This window comes from Halomonas cerina (assembly GCF_014192215.1).
Classification (GTDB): domain Bacteria; phylum Pseudomonadota; class Gammaproteobacteria; order Pseudomonadales; family Halomonadaceae; genus Halomonas; species Halomonas cerina.
Map to the genome: position 1 here is coordinate 279,653 of NZ_JACHXP010000002.1, position 13,889 is coordinate 293,541.

Sequence of the window (13,889 nt, forward strand, 5' to 3'; positions counted from 1 at the left end):
GGAAACCCCAACCCATACCAACATGGCACCCAGGCGCTAGCCTGACCTGGGCGCTGGGCGCTGGGCGCTGGGCGCTGGGCGCTGGGCGCTGGGCGCTGGGCGCTGGGCGCTGGGCGCTGGGCGCTGGGCGCTGGGCGCTTTTACCTTGCCCCTTGCCCCTTGCCCCTTGCCCCTTGCTCCTCGGCCCTCGGCCCTGACAACACCAACTTCCCCGCACCTCGGTACCTCCATGTCTCAAGTCCCTGCTTCTGCGCCGCCCGCCGACGATGAGATCGATCTGGGCCGGCTGTTCGGCCTGCTGCTCGACCACAAGTGGTGGATCGTTCTGATCACCGGCCTGTTCATGGTCATCGGGGTCGTCTACGCCCTGCTCGCCACGCCCGTCTACCGGGCCGATGCCCTGGTACAGGTGGAGGAGAAGGCCGGACTCTCCAACCCGCTGGAAGACGTGCGCAGCATGCTTGGCGAAGAGCCCAAGGCCGACGCCGAGCTGGGCATCCTGCGCTCGCGCATGGTGCTGGGCCGGGCGGTCGACCAGGTGGGGCTCGACCTGGTCGTGCAACCGCATCGCTTCCCCGTGGTCGGCGACTTTTTGGTGCGCCGTGGCATGGAGCGCCCGGCGTTTGCCGAGAGCAGCGTCTGGGCCGGCGAGGCCCTCAATGTGGCCAGCTTCCAGGTGCCCCAGGCCCTGCAGGGGGAGGCCTTCACGCTGACCGTGGGCGAGGGCGGTCACTACCGCCTGTCGCTGGACGGTGAGCCGCTGGGCGAAGGCCGCATCGGCCAGGACGTGAGCTTCCTGGACGACCAGGTAGCGCTTCGCATCGCCGAGATCCAGGCCGCCCCCGGTGCTCGGTTCGACCTGATCAAGCGCACGCGCCTGGCGGCCGTCAATGACCTGCGCAGCCGCTTCAGCGTCAGCCAGCAGGGCAAGGAAAGCGGCCTGCTCGACCTGGCTTTGAGCGACACCGACCCCCAGCGCGGCCGGCGCACCCTGGACGCCATCAGCGAGATCTACCTGACCCAGAACATCCAGCGCCAGAGCGCCGAGGCGGAGAAGAGCCTCGAGTTCCTCGAGGAGCAAGCCCCCCGGGTGCGCGAGCAATTGCGCGAGGCCGAGGATACCTTGAACGCCTACCGCTCCCAGCGCGACAGTGTGGACCTTTCCATCGAGACCCAGTCGATCCTGCAACGCATCGTGGATCTCGAGAAGCAGGTCAACGAGCTCGAGTTCGCCGAGACCGAGCTGCAGCGCCGCTTCACCACCGGCCACCCCCAATATCAGGCACTGCTGGAGAAGAAGGCCCAGCTGAACCGCGAGCGCGAGCAGCTCGAGGCCCGTGTCGACGACCTGCCCGAGACCCAACAGCAGATCCTGCGCATGAGCCGCGACGTGGAGGTCAATCAGGAGGTCTACGTCCAGCTGCTCAACAAGATCCAGGAGATGCGCATCGCCCGGGCCGGCACGGTGGGCAACGTGCGCATCCTGGATGAGGCGGTGGTACAGCCGGCACCGGTCGAGCCCAAGAAGAAACTGATCGTGGTGCTCGCCACCCTGCTCGGCGGCATGCTGGCCGTGGGGCTGGTGCTGGTACGCGGCATGCTGCGCCGCGGGGTCGAGGCCCCCAAGCAGCTCGAGGCGCTGGACCTGCCGGTCTACGCCACGGTGCCGCTGTCGGAAGAGCAGGTGAAACTCTCGGGGCGCATCCGGCACAACACCCAGCGCCATGGCAAGAACGCCGGCCTGCGCGACCTGCTGGCGCTGAGAAGCCCCACCGACCTGTCCCTGGAAGCGTTGCGCGGGCTGCGTACCAGCCTGCACTTCGCCATGCTGGACGCCGGCGACAACCGGCTGATGATCACCGGCCCCTCACCGGCGGTAGGCAAGAGCTTCATCAGCGCCAACCTGGCCGCGGTGTGCGCCCAGGCCGGCCAGAAGGTGCTGGTGGTCGACGCCGACCTGCGCAAGGGCCACGTGCACCACGCCTTCCGCGGCGAGAGCGAGGGCGGGCTCTCCGAAGTGCTCGCCGACCGGCTTGCGCTTGACGGGGCCATCCGAAGCACCCCGATCGAAGGGCTCGACTACATCGCCCGCGGCATCGCCCCGCCCAACCCCTCGGAGCTGCTGATGCAGGCCAGCTTCACCCGGGTGATGGCCGAGGTCTCCAAGCGCTACGACCTGGTGATCATCGACACCCCGCCGGTGCTCGCCGTAACCGACGCCGCGATCGTCGGCAAGCAGGTCGGCACCAGCCTGCTGGTCGCCCGCTTCGGCCTCAATCCGCCGCAGGAGATCGAAGTCGCCAAGCAGCGCCTCGAGAACAGCGGCGTCACCCTCAAGGGCGCGATCCTCAACGCCATGGAACGCAAGGCCGCCACCAGCTACGGCTACTACGGCTACTACAACTACGCCTACAAGTAGCGCCCAGCGCCGAGCGCCGAGCAGCCAAGCGTAAGGGCCTAGGGCCTAGGGCCAAGATCCAAGGGAACCACAAACCCCTTCCACATTGAGCACTTGGCGCCCAGGCCTATTTTGGGCGCTGGGCGCTGGGCGCTGGGCGCTGGGCGCTGGGCGCTGGGCGCTTTTACCTTGCCCCTTGCCCCTTGCCCCTCGGCCCTCGGCCCTCGGCCCTTACCCCAAACAACACTCCGGGTCCCCGACCCAAGGCAGGACACCATGGATACGGTCAGCATTCGCATGGAACAGCAACGGCGCCATTCGCGTCTCTACGAGCGGGTGATGTTCAGCCGCCGGGTCCAGTTGCTGCTGGGCCTGATGGTGGTGGTGGGGTTGCCGGCAATGCTGCGCTGGGGCTGGGGGTTCTGGAGCGTGTCGTCGGCCTCGCAGTGGGCGGCGATCGTGGCGACCATCGCCGCCTTCTGGCTCTCCATCACCGCCGTCTACCGCCTCTCGGAACTACCCGGCACCAAGGCGTATGTGTATATCCTGCCGACCATCACCCTGTGCTACCTGGTAGCCTACGGGGGGCTCAAGGCGCTGGGGCTCGAGCAAACCACCCTGTACATGTTGTTGAGCTACCTGTTTGCCGTAGGCTACTGCAGCACCGGCTACTTCATCGGCTCGCGGGTACGCCGGCTCAAGCTGGCGGTGGTGCCCTACGGCAAGGCGCCGAGCCTGTGCCAGAATCATAGCGTCGACTGGCGAATGCTCGAGACGCCTTCCCTGGAAGGCAGCCGTGTCGACGGCGTGGTCGCCGATCTGCGTGCCGAGCTGCCGGACGACTGGGCGCAGTTCCTGGCCGACTGCACCATCCACCGCATCCCGGTCTATCACGCCACCAAGGCCCACGAGATGATTACCGGCCGGGTGCTGCTCGACCACCTCTACGAGAACCAGTACGGCAGCCTGAGTCCCCGGGAAGACTACGAGATCATCAAGCGTGGCCTCGACGCCCTGGCGGTACTGCTGGTGATGCCCCTGGCGCTGCCGATCATGGCCGCCACTGCCATCGCCATCCGCCTCGACAGCCCCGGCCCGGCGATCTTCCGCCAGCCACGCATGGGCTTTCACTGCCGGCCCTTCGTGGTCTACAAGTTCCGCAGCATGGTTATCGACCACGACGGCACCGGCTTCACCCAGGACGGCCACGACCCTCGCATCACCCGCGTCGGCCACGTGATCCGCAAGTATCGCCTGGACGAGTTGCCGCAACTGTTCAACGTGCTCAAAGGCGACATGAGCCTGATCGGCCCGCGGCCGGAGTCCATGAACCTCGCCGACTGGTACGAACGCGACGTGCCGTTCTTCCACTACCGCCACGTCGTCCGCCCCGGCATCTCAGGCTGGGCCCAGGTGGAGCAAGGCTACGCCGCCGAAGTCGATGGCATGATCCGCAAGCTCGAATATGACTTCTACTACATCAAGCACTTCTCCTTCTGGCTTGACGTATTGATCGTGATTCGCACCGTCAAGACGATGCTGACGGGGTTCGGCTCGCGCTGAGGGAAAGCGCCCAGCGCCCAAGAAAAATCGGCTACACACCAGCTGGATGGCCTGGTGCTATCCTGAAATCTCCAAGGCTACTTCCGGATTCCAGGGATGAAATTCGAGGACCTGCTGGTATGGAAACGCTCGGCAAGGCTGTGTGCAGAGGTTTACCAGGCGTTTAGCCATTCGCGAGACTTCGGCTTCAAGGATCAAATTACTCGCTCGTCATTATCGATTGCCAGTAACATTGCCGAAGGCTACGAACGTGACAGTGACAAAGACCGCGTAAAGTTTCTCAGCTACGCAAAAGGTTCTTGCGCCGAACTGCGTACGCAGATCTACATCGGCATGGAAATCGGCTATATCGAAAAAGCGCAGGGCCAACGGTGGGTTGGGGAAACTCGAGAACTCACCAAAATGCTCTATAGTTTGATAAAAACCCTGCGAATTTAGCCGGATGGCCACCAACTGAGTCTTACACTACTGACGGCGCTGGGCGCTGGGCGCTGGGCGCTGGGCGCTGGGCGCTGGGCGCTGGGCGCTGGGCGCTGGGCGCTGGGCGCTGGGCGCTGGGCGCTGGGCGCTGGGCTGGCCCTCGACCTACTGAGTTCGCAATGCAGGGTGAAGTGGCTAGGCGTATACTGAATGCCTGAGGCAACGCGAAAGGAGCTAAGCCTATGAAACGCAAGGCCCCTCATCACAGCCTGCTGGTCGACTCAACTGATCAGGACATGGCTGACGTTCTGCACACGGTCTCCTGCAAGGTAGAGCGTTCCCTGGCGAAAGCGCAGGAAGTCCATCAGCAGCGGCTGAAGCAAATTCACTCATCGAAGTCCGCCGAGCAAGTCACGCAACATGCCTGAGGCTCGAAGGCCGGTCTTGGCGGTAATTGCCGGGCCCAACGGCTCGGGGAAGACAACCATCACCGAGGCCCTGTTGCGCCACCGGTGGTTAGAAGGCTGCGAGTACATTAATCCGGATAACATCGCCCAAAAACTGGGGGACTGGAACGATCCACGCTATTCTCGGCAGGCAGCAGAGCAGGCTGCCGAGTGGCGCGAGCAGCTGCTCAGGGAACAGAAATCGATCGCCTTTGAGACGGTCTTCTCGGCACCCGACAAGCTCGATTTCGTGCGGCGAGCCACCCTGGCAGATTACTTCGTGCGGTTTTTCTTTATCTCCACGGATTGCCCGTCCATCAATGCCGCGCGTATCACCAAGCGATATCTCCAAGGAGGGCACTCGGTGCCGATCGAGAAGATCGTCAGCCGTTACTACAAGTCCATTCAGCAGTGTGTTGAAGTCGTGCCTTGGGTAGAACGCTTGGATGTATTCGATAACACTCGGGAAGGCCCCGATGCCTGGAAACGGCTGTTTAAATATGGCCCGCAGAAACAGCTCGAACTCTTCGTGGACCCAGCCGATATGCCGGAATGGGTCGAGGCGATCTACAATGAAGCGCGATACCACCACGAGCAACGCTGAAGGCCACCACACTCTCAAATACTGAGCTGAAGATAGCTAAGTTTTCTTGCCGCTTGCCCCACGGCTCTGACACTCTTGGGCGCTGGGCGCTGGGCGCTGGGCGCTGGGCGCTGGGCGCTGGGCGCTGGGCGCTGGGCGCTGGGCGCTTCAACCCCCAAAACAGGATTCTGGCATGGAAGCCAACCGATACCCCCACATCACCCACCACGGCGCCGCGACCGGCGTGACCGGCAGCTGCCACCGCCTGCAGATCGCCGAGGACCGCGCGCTGCTGGTGGATTGCGGCCTGTTCCAGGGCCAGGATGCCATGCACGCCGATAGCCTCGAGCAGCACCGGGTCAGCTTCCCGATCGACGATGTGCTGGCGCTGATCGTCACTCACGTGCATATCGACCATATCGGGCGCTTGCCGTATCTGCTGGCCGCCGGCTACCAGGGGCCGATTCTGTGTTCGGTGCCCAGCGCCAGGCTTCTGCCGCTGGTGATCGAGGATGCGCTGAAGATCGGCTTTACCCGCGACCGGGCGCTGATCGAGCGTTTCCTCGAGGAAGTGGAAGGGCGGCTGATGCCGCTGGAGTACCAGCAATGGCACACCCTGGTCGATGACGACCGCCACCGGGTGCGGGTGCGCCTGCAGCGCGCCGGGCATATCCTCGGCTCGGCCTATGTCGAGGTGGAGCATCAGGATCACGCCACCGGCCAGACACAACGTACGGTATTTAGCGGTGATCTGGGCGCGCCGCATTCGCCGCTGCTGCCGGCGCCCGAATCGCCGGAGCGCGCCGATACGCTGGTGCTGGAAAGCACCTACGGCGATCGCGAGCACGAGGACCGCATCACCCGGAAGGCGCGTCTCAAGGCCGCACTCGATCGGGCGCTGGCCAACGGCGGCACGGTGATCGTGCCGGCCTTCAGCATCGGCCGCACCCAGGAGCTGCTCTACGAGCTCGAGGACCTGATCACCGAGGCCGACGACGCGCGCTGGCGCGAGCTCGAGATCATCGTCGACTCGCCGCTCGCCGCGCGCTTCACCGAGGTCTACCGCGAGCTCAAGCCCTGGTGGGACGCCGAGGCCCAGGGCCGGGTGCATGCCGGGCGCCACCCGCTGGCCTTCGACAACCTCTACACCGTAGCCAGCCACGAGGAGCACGAACAAACCGTCGACTACCTGGCGCGTACCGCTCGCCCCGCGGTGGTGATCGCCGCCAGCGGCATGGCCGCCGGGGGCCGGGTGGTCAACTACCTCAAGCGCATGTTGGGTGACGCACGCCACGACGTGCTGTTCATCGGCTACCAGGCCCATGGCACCCTCGGCCGCGATATCCAACGCTTCGGGCCCCGCGGCGGCTGGGTAGAACTCGATGGCGAGCGCATCGACATCCGCGCGCGTATCGACACCATCGGCGGCTACTCCGCCCACGCCGACCGCCGCGACCTGCTCGCCTTCCTCCAGGGCATGACCCAGCCACCCCGCGAGGTGCGCCTGGTCCACGGCGACAGGGAGGCCAAGCAGGCCCTGCAAGCCGAGATCGAACGCTGGGCCCGCGAGGCAGGGCACGAGATCCGCGTCACCCAGGCGACGCAAGCGCTATAATGTGGTCAGTTTGATGTGGGAGCATCATCGGTCAGACGCTTCGGCTTGAGAGCGTAAATGGCGAGGATAACGGGTAATGCCCACTGTATTGCGAGTAGGTGGATTCCGGTTCTATTTCTATAGTCACGAACCTGGAGAGCCTCCGCATGTCCATGTAGATTATGGTAGTGCAACAGCCAAAGTGTGGTTGCATGACGCCGGGATCGCTCGAAACATTGGCTTTTCAGCCAAAGAACTGGGCAAGATTCAGCGCATGGTGAAAGATCACAATATGTGCTTGCAGGAGGCTTGGAATGCATTCTTTGGTCTCTGACAATGACCTCAGGGTCATGAGTGTCAATATCGATGACTCACGGCTGACTGTCGAGCTAATGGATGGCCGTGCCATTTCGGTTCCGCTCGCCTGGTACCCCCGCCTGGCGAATGCCACCCCAGAGCAGCGCCAACATTGGGAGCTTGCCGGCGCGGGATATGGCATTCACTGGCCCGAACTGGACGAAGATCTCAGTACCGAGGGCTTGCTGCTGGGAGCAAGAGCCCCGGCATCGGCTGGCGACTCTCGGGCGTAAGCGCTTGCCGACCGCCGCGACCTGCTCACCTTCCTCCAGGGCATGGCCACGCCACCCCGCGAGGTACGCCTGGTCCACGGCGACCCGGACGCCAAGCAAGCCCTCCAGGCCGAGATCGAACGCTGGACCCGCGCGCAGGCCACGAGATCCACGTCACCTAGGCCACGCAGGCGCTATAATAGGTTCAATTGCTGTGGTAGCGCCGATCCGACGCTTCGTCTTCAGCAAAATTCCGCGTGAACCCCCGTCTACTCGGGCGGGGAGCAGTCACTGAAGGATGGCGCCACCAGGCACTCAACAGTAATGATCACCAACATTGTCGCCAGCGAGTCAACGATGTCCACCGTAGAGCAGATTGCCCAACAAATTGGTCGCCTTCCTGAGCCTCTTCAACAGGAGGTGCTGGATTTCGTAGAATTTCTGCAATCTAAACACCATATACCGAGCGAGAAGCCAAGCAGTGGATCCTTGCTAGAGTTGCAAGGGGGACTGGAGCGGTCAACGACATTTTCAGGTGACGAGCTGAAATTACAGGAGCGACTCCGTGCCGAGTGGGATTAGGTACCTCCTGGATACCAATTACATTCTCGGCTTGTTGAAGGCTTCTTCAAGGGTCACTGAGGATGCGGCGTCTCGTAGCCTACTCACAGAGCAGTGCACCTGTAGTGTCATTACCCGCATGGAGCTGCTTGGATATCCAGGCATCACTGATGCGGAAGCACAACTTATCAGGCAAAAGTTGAGTAAATTAACTGTCTGGCCATTGAGCGAAGCCATCGAAGAACGAACGATACGCCTGCGCCAGACTCGTAAAATCAAGCTGCCGGATGCCATCATCGCGGCTACTGCTACGGAATATCGCCTGGAACTGCTTACGTTTGACCAAAAGTTAACAGCTGTTATGGCCACCATCGCCAAGCGCTGAATATGGGGTACTGAAGGCAAACCCCGTGCTTCTACCTGTGTGATCCTTTAGCTCCTCGGTTCTCGGCCTTTCACCTTCTGCATGGTCGCTCGGCGCTTTTGCCTTGGCCCTGACACTTCTGGCCGCAGGCTACTTGCCAATTTTCACCTCGGCTCTGACACTCCTGGGCGCTGAATGCTTTTCCTTGGCCCTTGCTCCTCGGCCCTTGGACCTGTTTAGGCCCTCGATCTGCTGACATCACCGGCAAGGATGACACCACATCCCCGGCTTCTCCTCGACGCCTGGGTAGAAGTCGCCAGCGTGGTCCTCGAAGTCATCGGTATGGCGGATATAGCGCTCGAAGGTGCGCTGGGAGCGATGGCCACTGATGCGCTTGATAGCCCTATCCGACTTGCCCTGCCGATGCGCCTCGGTGATGAAGCCGGCGCGAAAGCTGTGCGGCGTAAAGCCGCGATCTGCCATATCGGCCGCGGCCAGGTGCCGCATTAGCCGCTGGTAAAGCGCAGGGTCGCTCATGCGACCGGCACCCAGTCGGCCGGCGGGCCCCACGCTGCGAAACACGGCGCCGCGTTGGATGCCTGAGGCCGCCAGCCAGGCCTCCAGCAGCCGTACCGGGCAGTAACGCACCTGGGCAGGGGCGCGCAGGATGGGCTTGGTTTCGTGCAGGCCTTCCTGGTTGGTCTTGCTGCGCCTCAGGCCCAGAATGACGCCGCGAGTCTCCCACTGCATATCCTCCAGATAGAGGGCGACCACCTCGCTGCGCCGGAAGGCCCCGTGGAAACAGAGCGCGAAGAGCGCGCTGTCGCGCTTGCCTAGCAGGGTCGAGCGGTCGATGTGATCCAGCAGGCGCTGCAGGTCATCCAGCAGTAGCGGTGGTGCCTCCTTCTGGCGAATGCCCGCCGAGCGCCGGATGCCGCGCATCACCGCACGCACCGCCATGTGCTTCACCGGCGATGGCAGCGCCATGTAGCGATGCCACATATGCAGCGAGTTCAGGTAACGTTCCAGGGTGGCGGGCTTCTTGCCCAGGGCGCGCTGATCGGCGATGAAGTTGGCGATATCGAACTCATCCGCAGGCAGCAGACCGCCCGCCCGCTGATAGACGCGCAGGTCGGCGCGCATGCCACGGATCGTGTTCTTCGATACGCTGTTGGCGATATGCCGTCGCGCCCGAGCGGAAAGCCGCTTGACGGCCTGGGGCAGGCGCTCGAGTTCGACGATCACCTCATCGGGCTCCACCGGCGTCCCTGAATGCACGTCTTGGGTCATGATGCTGATCCTTGTCTATGCTGGACAAATAATCAGTATAGACAAGGGAGAGTTATCACCATGAGCAAGCACCACGACCACAGCTACAAGTTGCTGTTCTCACACAAGACCATGGTGAAGGACCTGCTCACTGGCTTCGTGAAGGAAACCTGGGTCGAACAGCTCGATTTCTCCAAAATGGAGAAGGTCAGCGGCTCCTACATCAGCGACGAGCTGCGCGATCGCGAAGACGATATGATCTGGCGGGTCTGGTGGCATGACCGCTGGCTGTATGTCTACCTGCTGCTGGAGTTTCAATCGAGCGTCGACAAGCATATGGCCGTGCGGGTGATGAGTTATCTGGGCCTGCTCTACCAGGACCTGATCCGCCAGGACGCCTTCACCCCGAGCGGCAAGCTGCCGCCAGTACTGCCCATCGTGCTCTACAATGGTGAGCAGCGCTGGACGGCGGCACAAAATGTCGCTGACCTAGTCGAAACAGTGCCGGGTGGTCTGGAGCGCTACCGTCCGCAGCTGAGCTACCTGCTGCTCGACGAAGGCGCCTTGGTCAATGCGCCAGACTGGTCCGACGAGATGCGCAACGTCGCCGCGGCGCTTTTCCGGATCGAGAAGCACCGAAGCGAACAGGATGTGGTGGACAGCCTCGGCCACCTGGCCGAGTGGCTCAGCGGCCCGGAGCAGGCCAGCCTGCGGCGGGCGATCATCGTCTGGTTCTATCGGGTCTTCCTGCCGAACCGCGCGCCGGGCCTGGAGTTCCCCGACATCAGCGACGTCACCGACTTGCACGAGGTACACGACATGTTGGCAGAACGCATCAAGAAATGGCCGGAACAGTGGGAAGCTCGGGGGCTAGAGAAAGGCCGCCAGGAAGGCCGCCAGGAAGGCCTCCATGAAGGTGTAGAAGGCACGCTTCGCAAGCAGATCGAGCTCAAGTTCGGCCCCCTCCCGGCCTGGGCGGACGAGCGCCTGGCACAGGCGACCGACGAACAGCTCGACGCCTGGGTGGCCAGAATCCTCACCGCCGATAGCCTCGACGCTCTGTTCACCGAGGAATAGGCGGCCCACAGCACCTCCGAAACCGCGGCGTAGCGCGACTTTCTGATAGCGTGTTGGTCAATGCACCAGACTGGTCCGACGAGATGCGCAACGTCGCCGCGGCGCTTTTCCGGATCGAGAAGCACCGCAGCGAACAGGATGTGGTGGACAGCCTCGGCCACTTGGCCGAGTGGCTCAGCGGCCCGGAGCAAGCCAGCCTGCGGCGGGCGATCATCGTCTGGTTCTACCGGGTCTTCCTGCCGAACCGCGCGCCGGGCCTGGAATTCCCCGACGTCAGCGACGTTACTGACCTGCACGAGGTACACGACATGTTGGCAGAACGCATCAAGAAATGGCCGGAACAGTGGGAAGCCCGAGGCCGTGAGGAAGGTCGCCAGGAAGGCCGCCACGAAGGCGTGGAAGGCACGCTACGCAAACAGGTCGAACTGAAGTTCGGCGAGCTTCCCGCCTGGGCCGATGAGCGCCTGAAGCAGGCCAGCGACGAACAGCTGGATATCTGGGTCGCCAGGATTCTCACTGTCGACAGCCTCGACGCCCTGTTCGCGGAAGAACCATCTTCCTGAGCCTCGGTCCTCGACCCTTCACGCTCTGCCTGACCGCTTGCCACGTTTCACCTCGACTCTGACACTTCTGGGCGCTGGGCGCTGGGCGCTGGGCGCTGGGCGCTTGGCCGCTTGGCCGCTTTTCCCTTGGCCCTCGGCCCTTGCGCCTTGGTCCTGTTCAAGCCCTTGGCCCTTACCCCTCGGCGCTGGGCAAGCGCTACAATGGCAGGCATACCTCCGTGCAGAGTGAGGTTCGCCTACAGGAGATCGATCATGAGCGAATTGCACCGCATCACAGTCGACCCGGAGCTATGTGGTGGTCGCCCCTGCATCCGAAGCATGCGCATTCGTGTCAAGGATATCCTGGATCTCCTTGCGGCTGGGGCCACGCGTGAAGAGATGCTGGAAGATTATCCGTATCTTGAAAACGAGGACATCACCGCCGCGCTGGAGTACGCGGCCCGACAGAGCGACCATCCCGTGTTATCCGTCGCCTGATGCACTTTCTCGTGGACGCCCAACTCCCGCCAGCGCTGGCACGGTGGTTGGCTGCGCAGGGGCACTACGCCGAACACGTCGTTGATCTGAAAATGGAAGCGGCCTCGGATGCGGCCATATGGCGTTGGGCAGAACATCGCCGAGAGGACCACCGCCATGGCCCACCACGATACGGGCTACAAGGAGCTGTTCAGCCACCCGGAGTTCGTCCAGCAGCTGATCGAAGGCTTTGCGCCTGCCGAGATCGCCAGGCTGATGGACTTCACCACCCTGAAGAACCACAGCGGCAACTACATCACGCCACTGTTCGAAGAGAAGCTCGAAGACCTGGTATGGTCGGTCGAGACGCACTGGCAGGGCGTCACCCGGCGCGTGTTCCTGTACATACTGCTGGAGTTTCAGTCCTCGGTGGACCAGCGCATGCCGATCCGGTTGCTGCACTATGTGGCCTGCTTCTACGATCACCTGCTCAAGACCCGGCAGACCACGCCCGCCAAGGGCCTTCCACCGGTGCTGCCTATCGTGCTCTACAACGGGGCGCGACGCTGGACGGCACGCCAGGATGTCTACCAGCTGGTGCAGCCGGAACCCCCGGAATTCCTGCGGGTCTACCAGCCACATCTGCGCTACTATCTGATCGACGAGGCGCGCTACACCGATGAAGAACTGGCCGAGCGCCACACGCCTCTCAGCGGCGTGTTCGGTATCGAGAACGCCACGGGTGATCGGCAGGCGCTGCAGCGGGCGGTAGACCGCATCGTGGCGATCATCCAGGCCGATCCCAACAAGCAGCGTATCGATGAGATTGTGACCCGCTGGCTGAAGCGACACCTGCAGAGGCTCGGCGACGAGATCAACTTGGAGCGGCTGAATAGCGTGGTGGAGGATAAAGAGATGTTGGCAGAAAACCTCGAGAACTGGGCCAAGAAGGAACAGGCCATAGGGCAGCGGCAAGTGCTGACAAGGCAGCTTGGTCTTAAGTTCGGCGAACTCCCCGAATGGGCACAGCAGCTGCTGGACGAGGCCACCCCCGAGCAGTTAGAAGAATGGTCCGCCGCCATTCTGACGGCCAGTACTCTGGATGACGTGTTCAAGCAGTGAGTTATGCGGCTATCCCAGTATGGAAATCGAAACCATCAAGACGGCTGCTGCCGAGATCTTCGGGAAATTGGCTGAGGTGCGGCTCTTCGGCTCCCGCCTCGATGACTCCGCCAAGGGCGGCGATATCGACCTCATGGTGGAGCTTGATGAGCCGGTTGAGCACCCTGCGCGCTTGTCGGCCTGGCTCAGTGTCAAGGTCATGCGCGCCACTCAGGGCCGCAAGGTAGACGTGATCGTGTCGGCACCCAATCTAGAAGAGTTACCGATTCACCGTGTTGCTCGAGAGCAAGGGGGTAATTCTGTCCCATGCATAACGATCTTCAAGAGCGCCTTGCCTTTCTGCACCGGGTCGTCAGTAAGGAAATTCAGCACCTTCAGTTTTCCTCGGGTCGCGTGTTCGATCAGCCACTGGATGTCGACCGAGCAGCAACGCTCGCCAATGATGAAGCATTCGCTGAAAGGGTCGAGGCGTTTGCAAGCCGTTTCTGCCGACTGCAAGACACCGTTGGAGACAAGCTTCTCCCGGTCTGGCTGCAGGCGCTGGGAGAGAAGCGGGGTGCGGTAGTCGATAACCTCGACAAGGCAGAGAAGCTGGGAATGCTGGAGTCCGCTGATCGCTGGTTGGCAATCCGCCAAATTCGTAAGCAGATGATCCATGAGTATATCGAGTCTGCCCAGGTATTGGCTGATGCGTTGAATGCGGCTCACGACTACCAGGAAAAAATCATTAGTTTTGCCAACGCGATGTTGGCTGATGCCCAAAAGCGCGGGCTGATCTAACGTTGCCGAACCTGCACTCGATTGGCAGCCGCCCCCTTATCGGTATATCCCAGAAAAAACAGTGAGTTAGGGAAATCGCCCTTGCAGAAATGTGAGGGTGATTCACGTTTTTCAGGTGGGTTCG

16 protein-coding genes and 3 pseudogenes are annotated in these 13,889 nt (G+C 62.6%); 18 read left to right on the plus strand and 1 reads right to left on the minus strand.

From position 1 onward, the window contains the following. Window positions 1-229: 229 nt before the first annotated feature. The 11 genes and pseudogenes from FHR94_RS03175 to FHR94_RS03225 all read left to right on the plus strand — a co-directional run bounded on the left by FHR94_RS03175 (window position 230) and on the right by FHR94_RS03225 (window position 8,519). On the plus strand, window positions 230-2,419 hold the full coding sequence (locus FHR94_RS03175; RefSeq protein WP_183324169.1) for a polysaccharide biosynthesis tyrosine autokinase: 2,190 nt from the start codon (window positions 230-232) through the stop codon (window positions 2,417-2,419). Between the two features lie 255 nt (window positions 2,420-2,674). Next, window positions 2,675-3,961: an exopolysaccharide biosynthesis polyprenyl glycosylphosphotransferase gene (locus tag FHR94_RS03180; protein WP_246389799.1), complete on the plus strand. Its 1,287-nt coding sequence runs from the start codon at window positions 2,675-2,677 to the stop codon at window positions 3,959-3,961. Between the two features lie 96 nt (window positions 3,962-4,057). Continuing rightward, on the plus strand, window positions 4,058-4,399 hold the full coding sequence (locus FHR94_RS03185; protein ID WP_183324170.1) for a four helix bundle protein: 342 nt from the start codon (window positions 4,058-4,060) through the stop codon (window positions 4,397-4,399). Window positions 4,400-4,623: 224 nt separating this feature from the next. Next, complete coding sequence (locus FHR94_RS03190) at window positions 4,624-4,809, plus strand: hypothetical protein (RefSeq protein WP_183324171.1); 186 nt, start codon at window positions 4,624-4,626, stop codon at window positions 4,807-4,809. A gap of 16 nt (window positions 4,810-4,825) precedes the next feature. Further along, window positions 4,826-5,431 carry an ATPase gene (locus FHR94_RS03195; RefSeq protein WP_183324172.1) on the plus strand — a complete coding sequence of 202 codons (606 nt, stop codon included), beginning with the start codon at window positions 4,826-4,828 and terminating at the stop codon, window positions 5,429-5,431. Between the two features lie 172 nt (window positions 5,432-5,603). Further along, window positions 5,604-7,025 carry an MBL fold metallo-hydrolase RNA specificity domain-containing protein gene (locus FHR94_RS03200; RefSeq protein WP_183324173.1) on the plus strand — a complete coding sequence of 474 codons (1,422 nt, stop codon included), beginning with the start codon at window positions 5,604-5,606 and terminating at the stop codon, window positions 7,023-7,025. Between the two features lie 76 nt (window positions 7,026-7,101). Beyond that, window positions 7,102-7,338, plus strand: coding sequence for a DUF4160 domain-containing protein (locus FHR94_RS19830; protein ID WP_183324174.1), 237 nt, complete (start codon window positions 7,102-7,104; stop codon window positions 7,336-7,338). Continuing rightward, the gene (locus tag FHR94_RS03210; RefSeq protein ID WP_183324175.1) at window positions 7,319-7,594 is read left to right on the plus strand and encodes a DUF2442 domain-containing protein; all 276 of its coding nucleotides are present in this window, start codon (window positions 7,319-7,321) and stop codon (window positions 7,592-7,594) included. Before FHR94_RS19830 ends, FHR94_RS03210 begins: the two co-directional genes overlap by 20 nt. Window positions 7,595-7,609: 15 nt before the next feature. After that, window positions 7,610-7,834 (plus strand): annotated as a pseudogene (locus FHR94_RS20040) (MBL fold metallo-hydrolase RNA specificity domain-containing protein); the annotation flags it as partial. 63 nt (window positions 7,835-7,897) lie between these two features. Then, a complete protein-coding gene (locus FHR94_RS03220) occupies window positions 7,898-8,155 on the plus strand; it encodes a DUF2281 domain-containing protein (RefSeq protein WP_183324177.1) in 258 nt (85 codons plus the stop codon). Continuing rightward, window positions 8,139-8,519 (plus strand): PIN domain-containing protein, encoded by a 381-nt coding sequence (locus tag FHR94_RS03225; RefSeq protein WP_183324178.1) that lies wholly within the window; start codon window positions 8,139-8,141, stop codon window positions 8,517-8,519. The genes FHR94_RS03220 and FHR94_RS03225 overlap by 17 nt, the downstream gene beginning before the upstream one ends. 237 nt (window positions 8,520-8,756) lie before the next feature. Here the strand turns inward: FHR94_RS03225 and FHR94_RS03230 are convergent, their stop codons facing one another. Further along, window positions 8,757-9,788: a site-specific integrase gene (locus tag FHR94_RS03230; RefSeq protein WP_246389800.1), complete on the minus strand. Its 1,032-nt coding sequence runs from the start codon at window positions 9,786-9,788 to the stop codon at window positions 8,757-8,759. 60 nt (window positions 9,789-9,848) lie between these two features. On the opposite strand from FHR94_RS03230, the gene FHR94_RS03235 reads away from it, so the two are divergent. The 7 genes and pseudogenes from FHR94_RS03235 to FHR94_RS19600 all read left to right on the plus strand — a co-directional run bounded on the left by FHR94_RS03235 (window position 9,849) and on the right by FHR94_RS19600 (window position 13,765). Then, window positions 9,849-10,844, plus strand: a complete 996-nt coding sequence (locus FHR94_RS03235; protein ID WP_183324179.1) for an Rpn family recombination-promoting nuclease/putative transposase — start codon at window positions 9,849-9,851, stop codon at window positions 10,842-10,844. A gap of 53 nt (window positions 10,845-10,897) precedes the next feature. Further along, window positions 10,898-11,407, plus strand: coding sequence for an RpnC/YadD family protein (locus tag FHR94_RS03240; RefSeq protein WP_183324180.1), 510 nt, complete (start codon window positions 10,898-10,900; stop codon window positions 11,405-11,407). 252 nt (window positions 11,408-11,659) lie between these two features. Further along, the gene (locus FHR94_RS03245) at window positions 11,660-11,884 is read left to right on the plus strand and encodes a DUF433 domain-containing protein (protein ID WP_183324181.1); all 225 of its coding nucleotides are present in this window, start codon (window positions 11,660-11,662) and stop codon (window positions 11,882-11,884) included. Next, window positions 11,884-12,009: pseudogene (locus FHR94_RS20045) on the plus strand (DUF5615 family PIN-like protein); the annotation flags it as partial. The gene FHR94_RS03245 and the pseudogene FHR94_RS20045, both read left to right, overlap by 1 nt. A gap of 31 nt (window positions 12,010-12,040) precedes the next feature. Beyond that, the gene (locus FHR94_RS03255; RefSeq protein ID WP_183324182.1) at window positions 12,041-12,985 is read left to right on the plus strand and encodes an Rpn family recombination-promoting nuclease/putative transposase; all 945 of its coding nucleotides are present in this window, start codon (window positions 12,041-12,043) and stop codon (window positions 12,983-12,985) included. Between the two features lie 19 nt (window positions 12,986-13,004). After that, window positions 13,005-13,229 (plus strand): annotated as a pseudogene (locus FHR94_RS19595) (nucleotidyltransferase domain-containing protein); the annotation flags it as partial. A 62-nt stretch (window positions 13,230-13,291) separates the two neighbouring features. After that, window positions 13,292-13,765 (plus strand): hypothetical protein, encoded by a 474-nt coding sequence (locus FHR94_RS19600; RefSeq protein WP_183324183.1) that lies wholly within the window; start codon window positions 13,292-13,294, stop codon window positions 13,763-13,765. Window positions 13,766-13,889 lie beyond the last annotated feature (124 nt).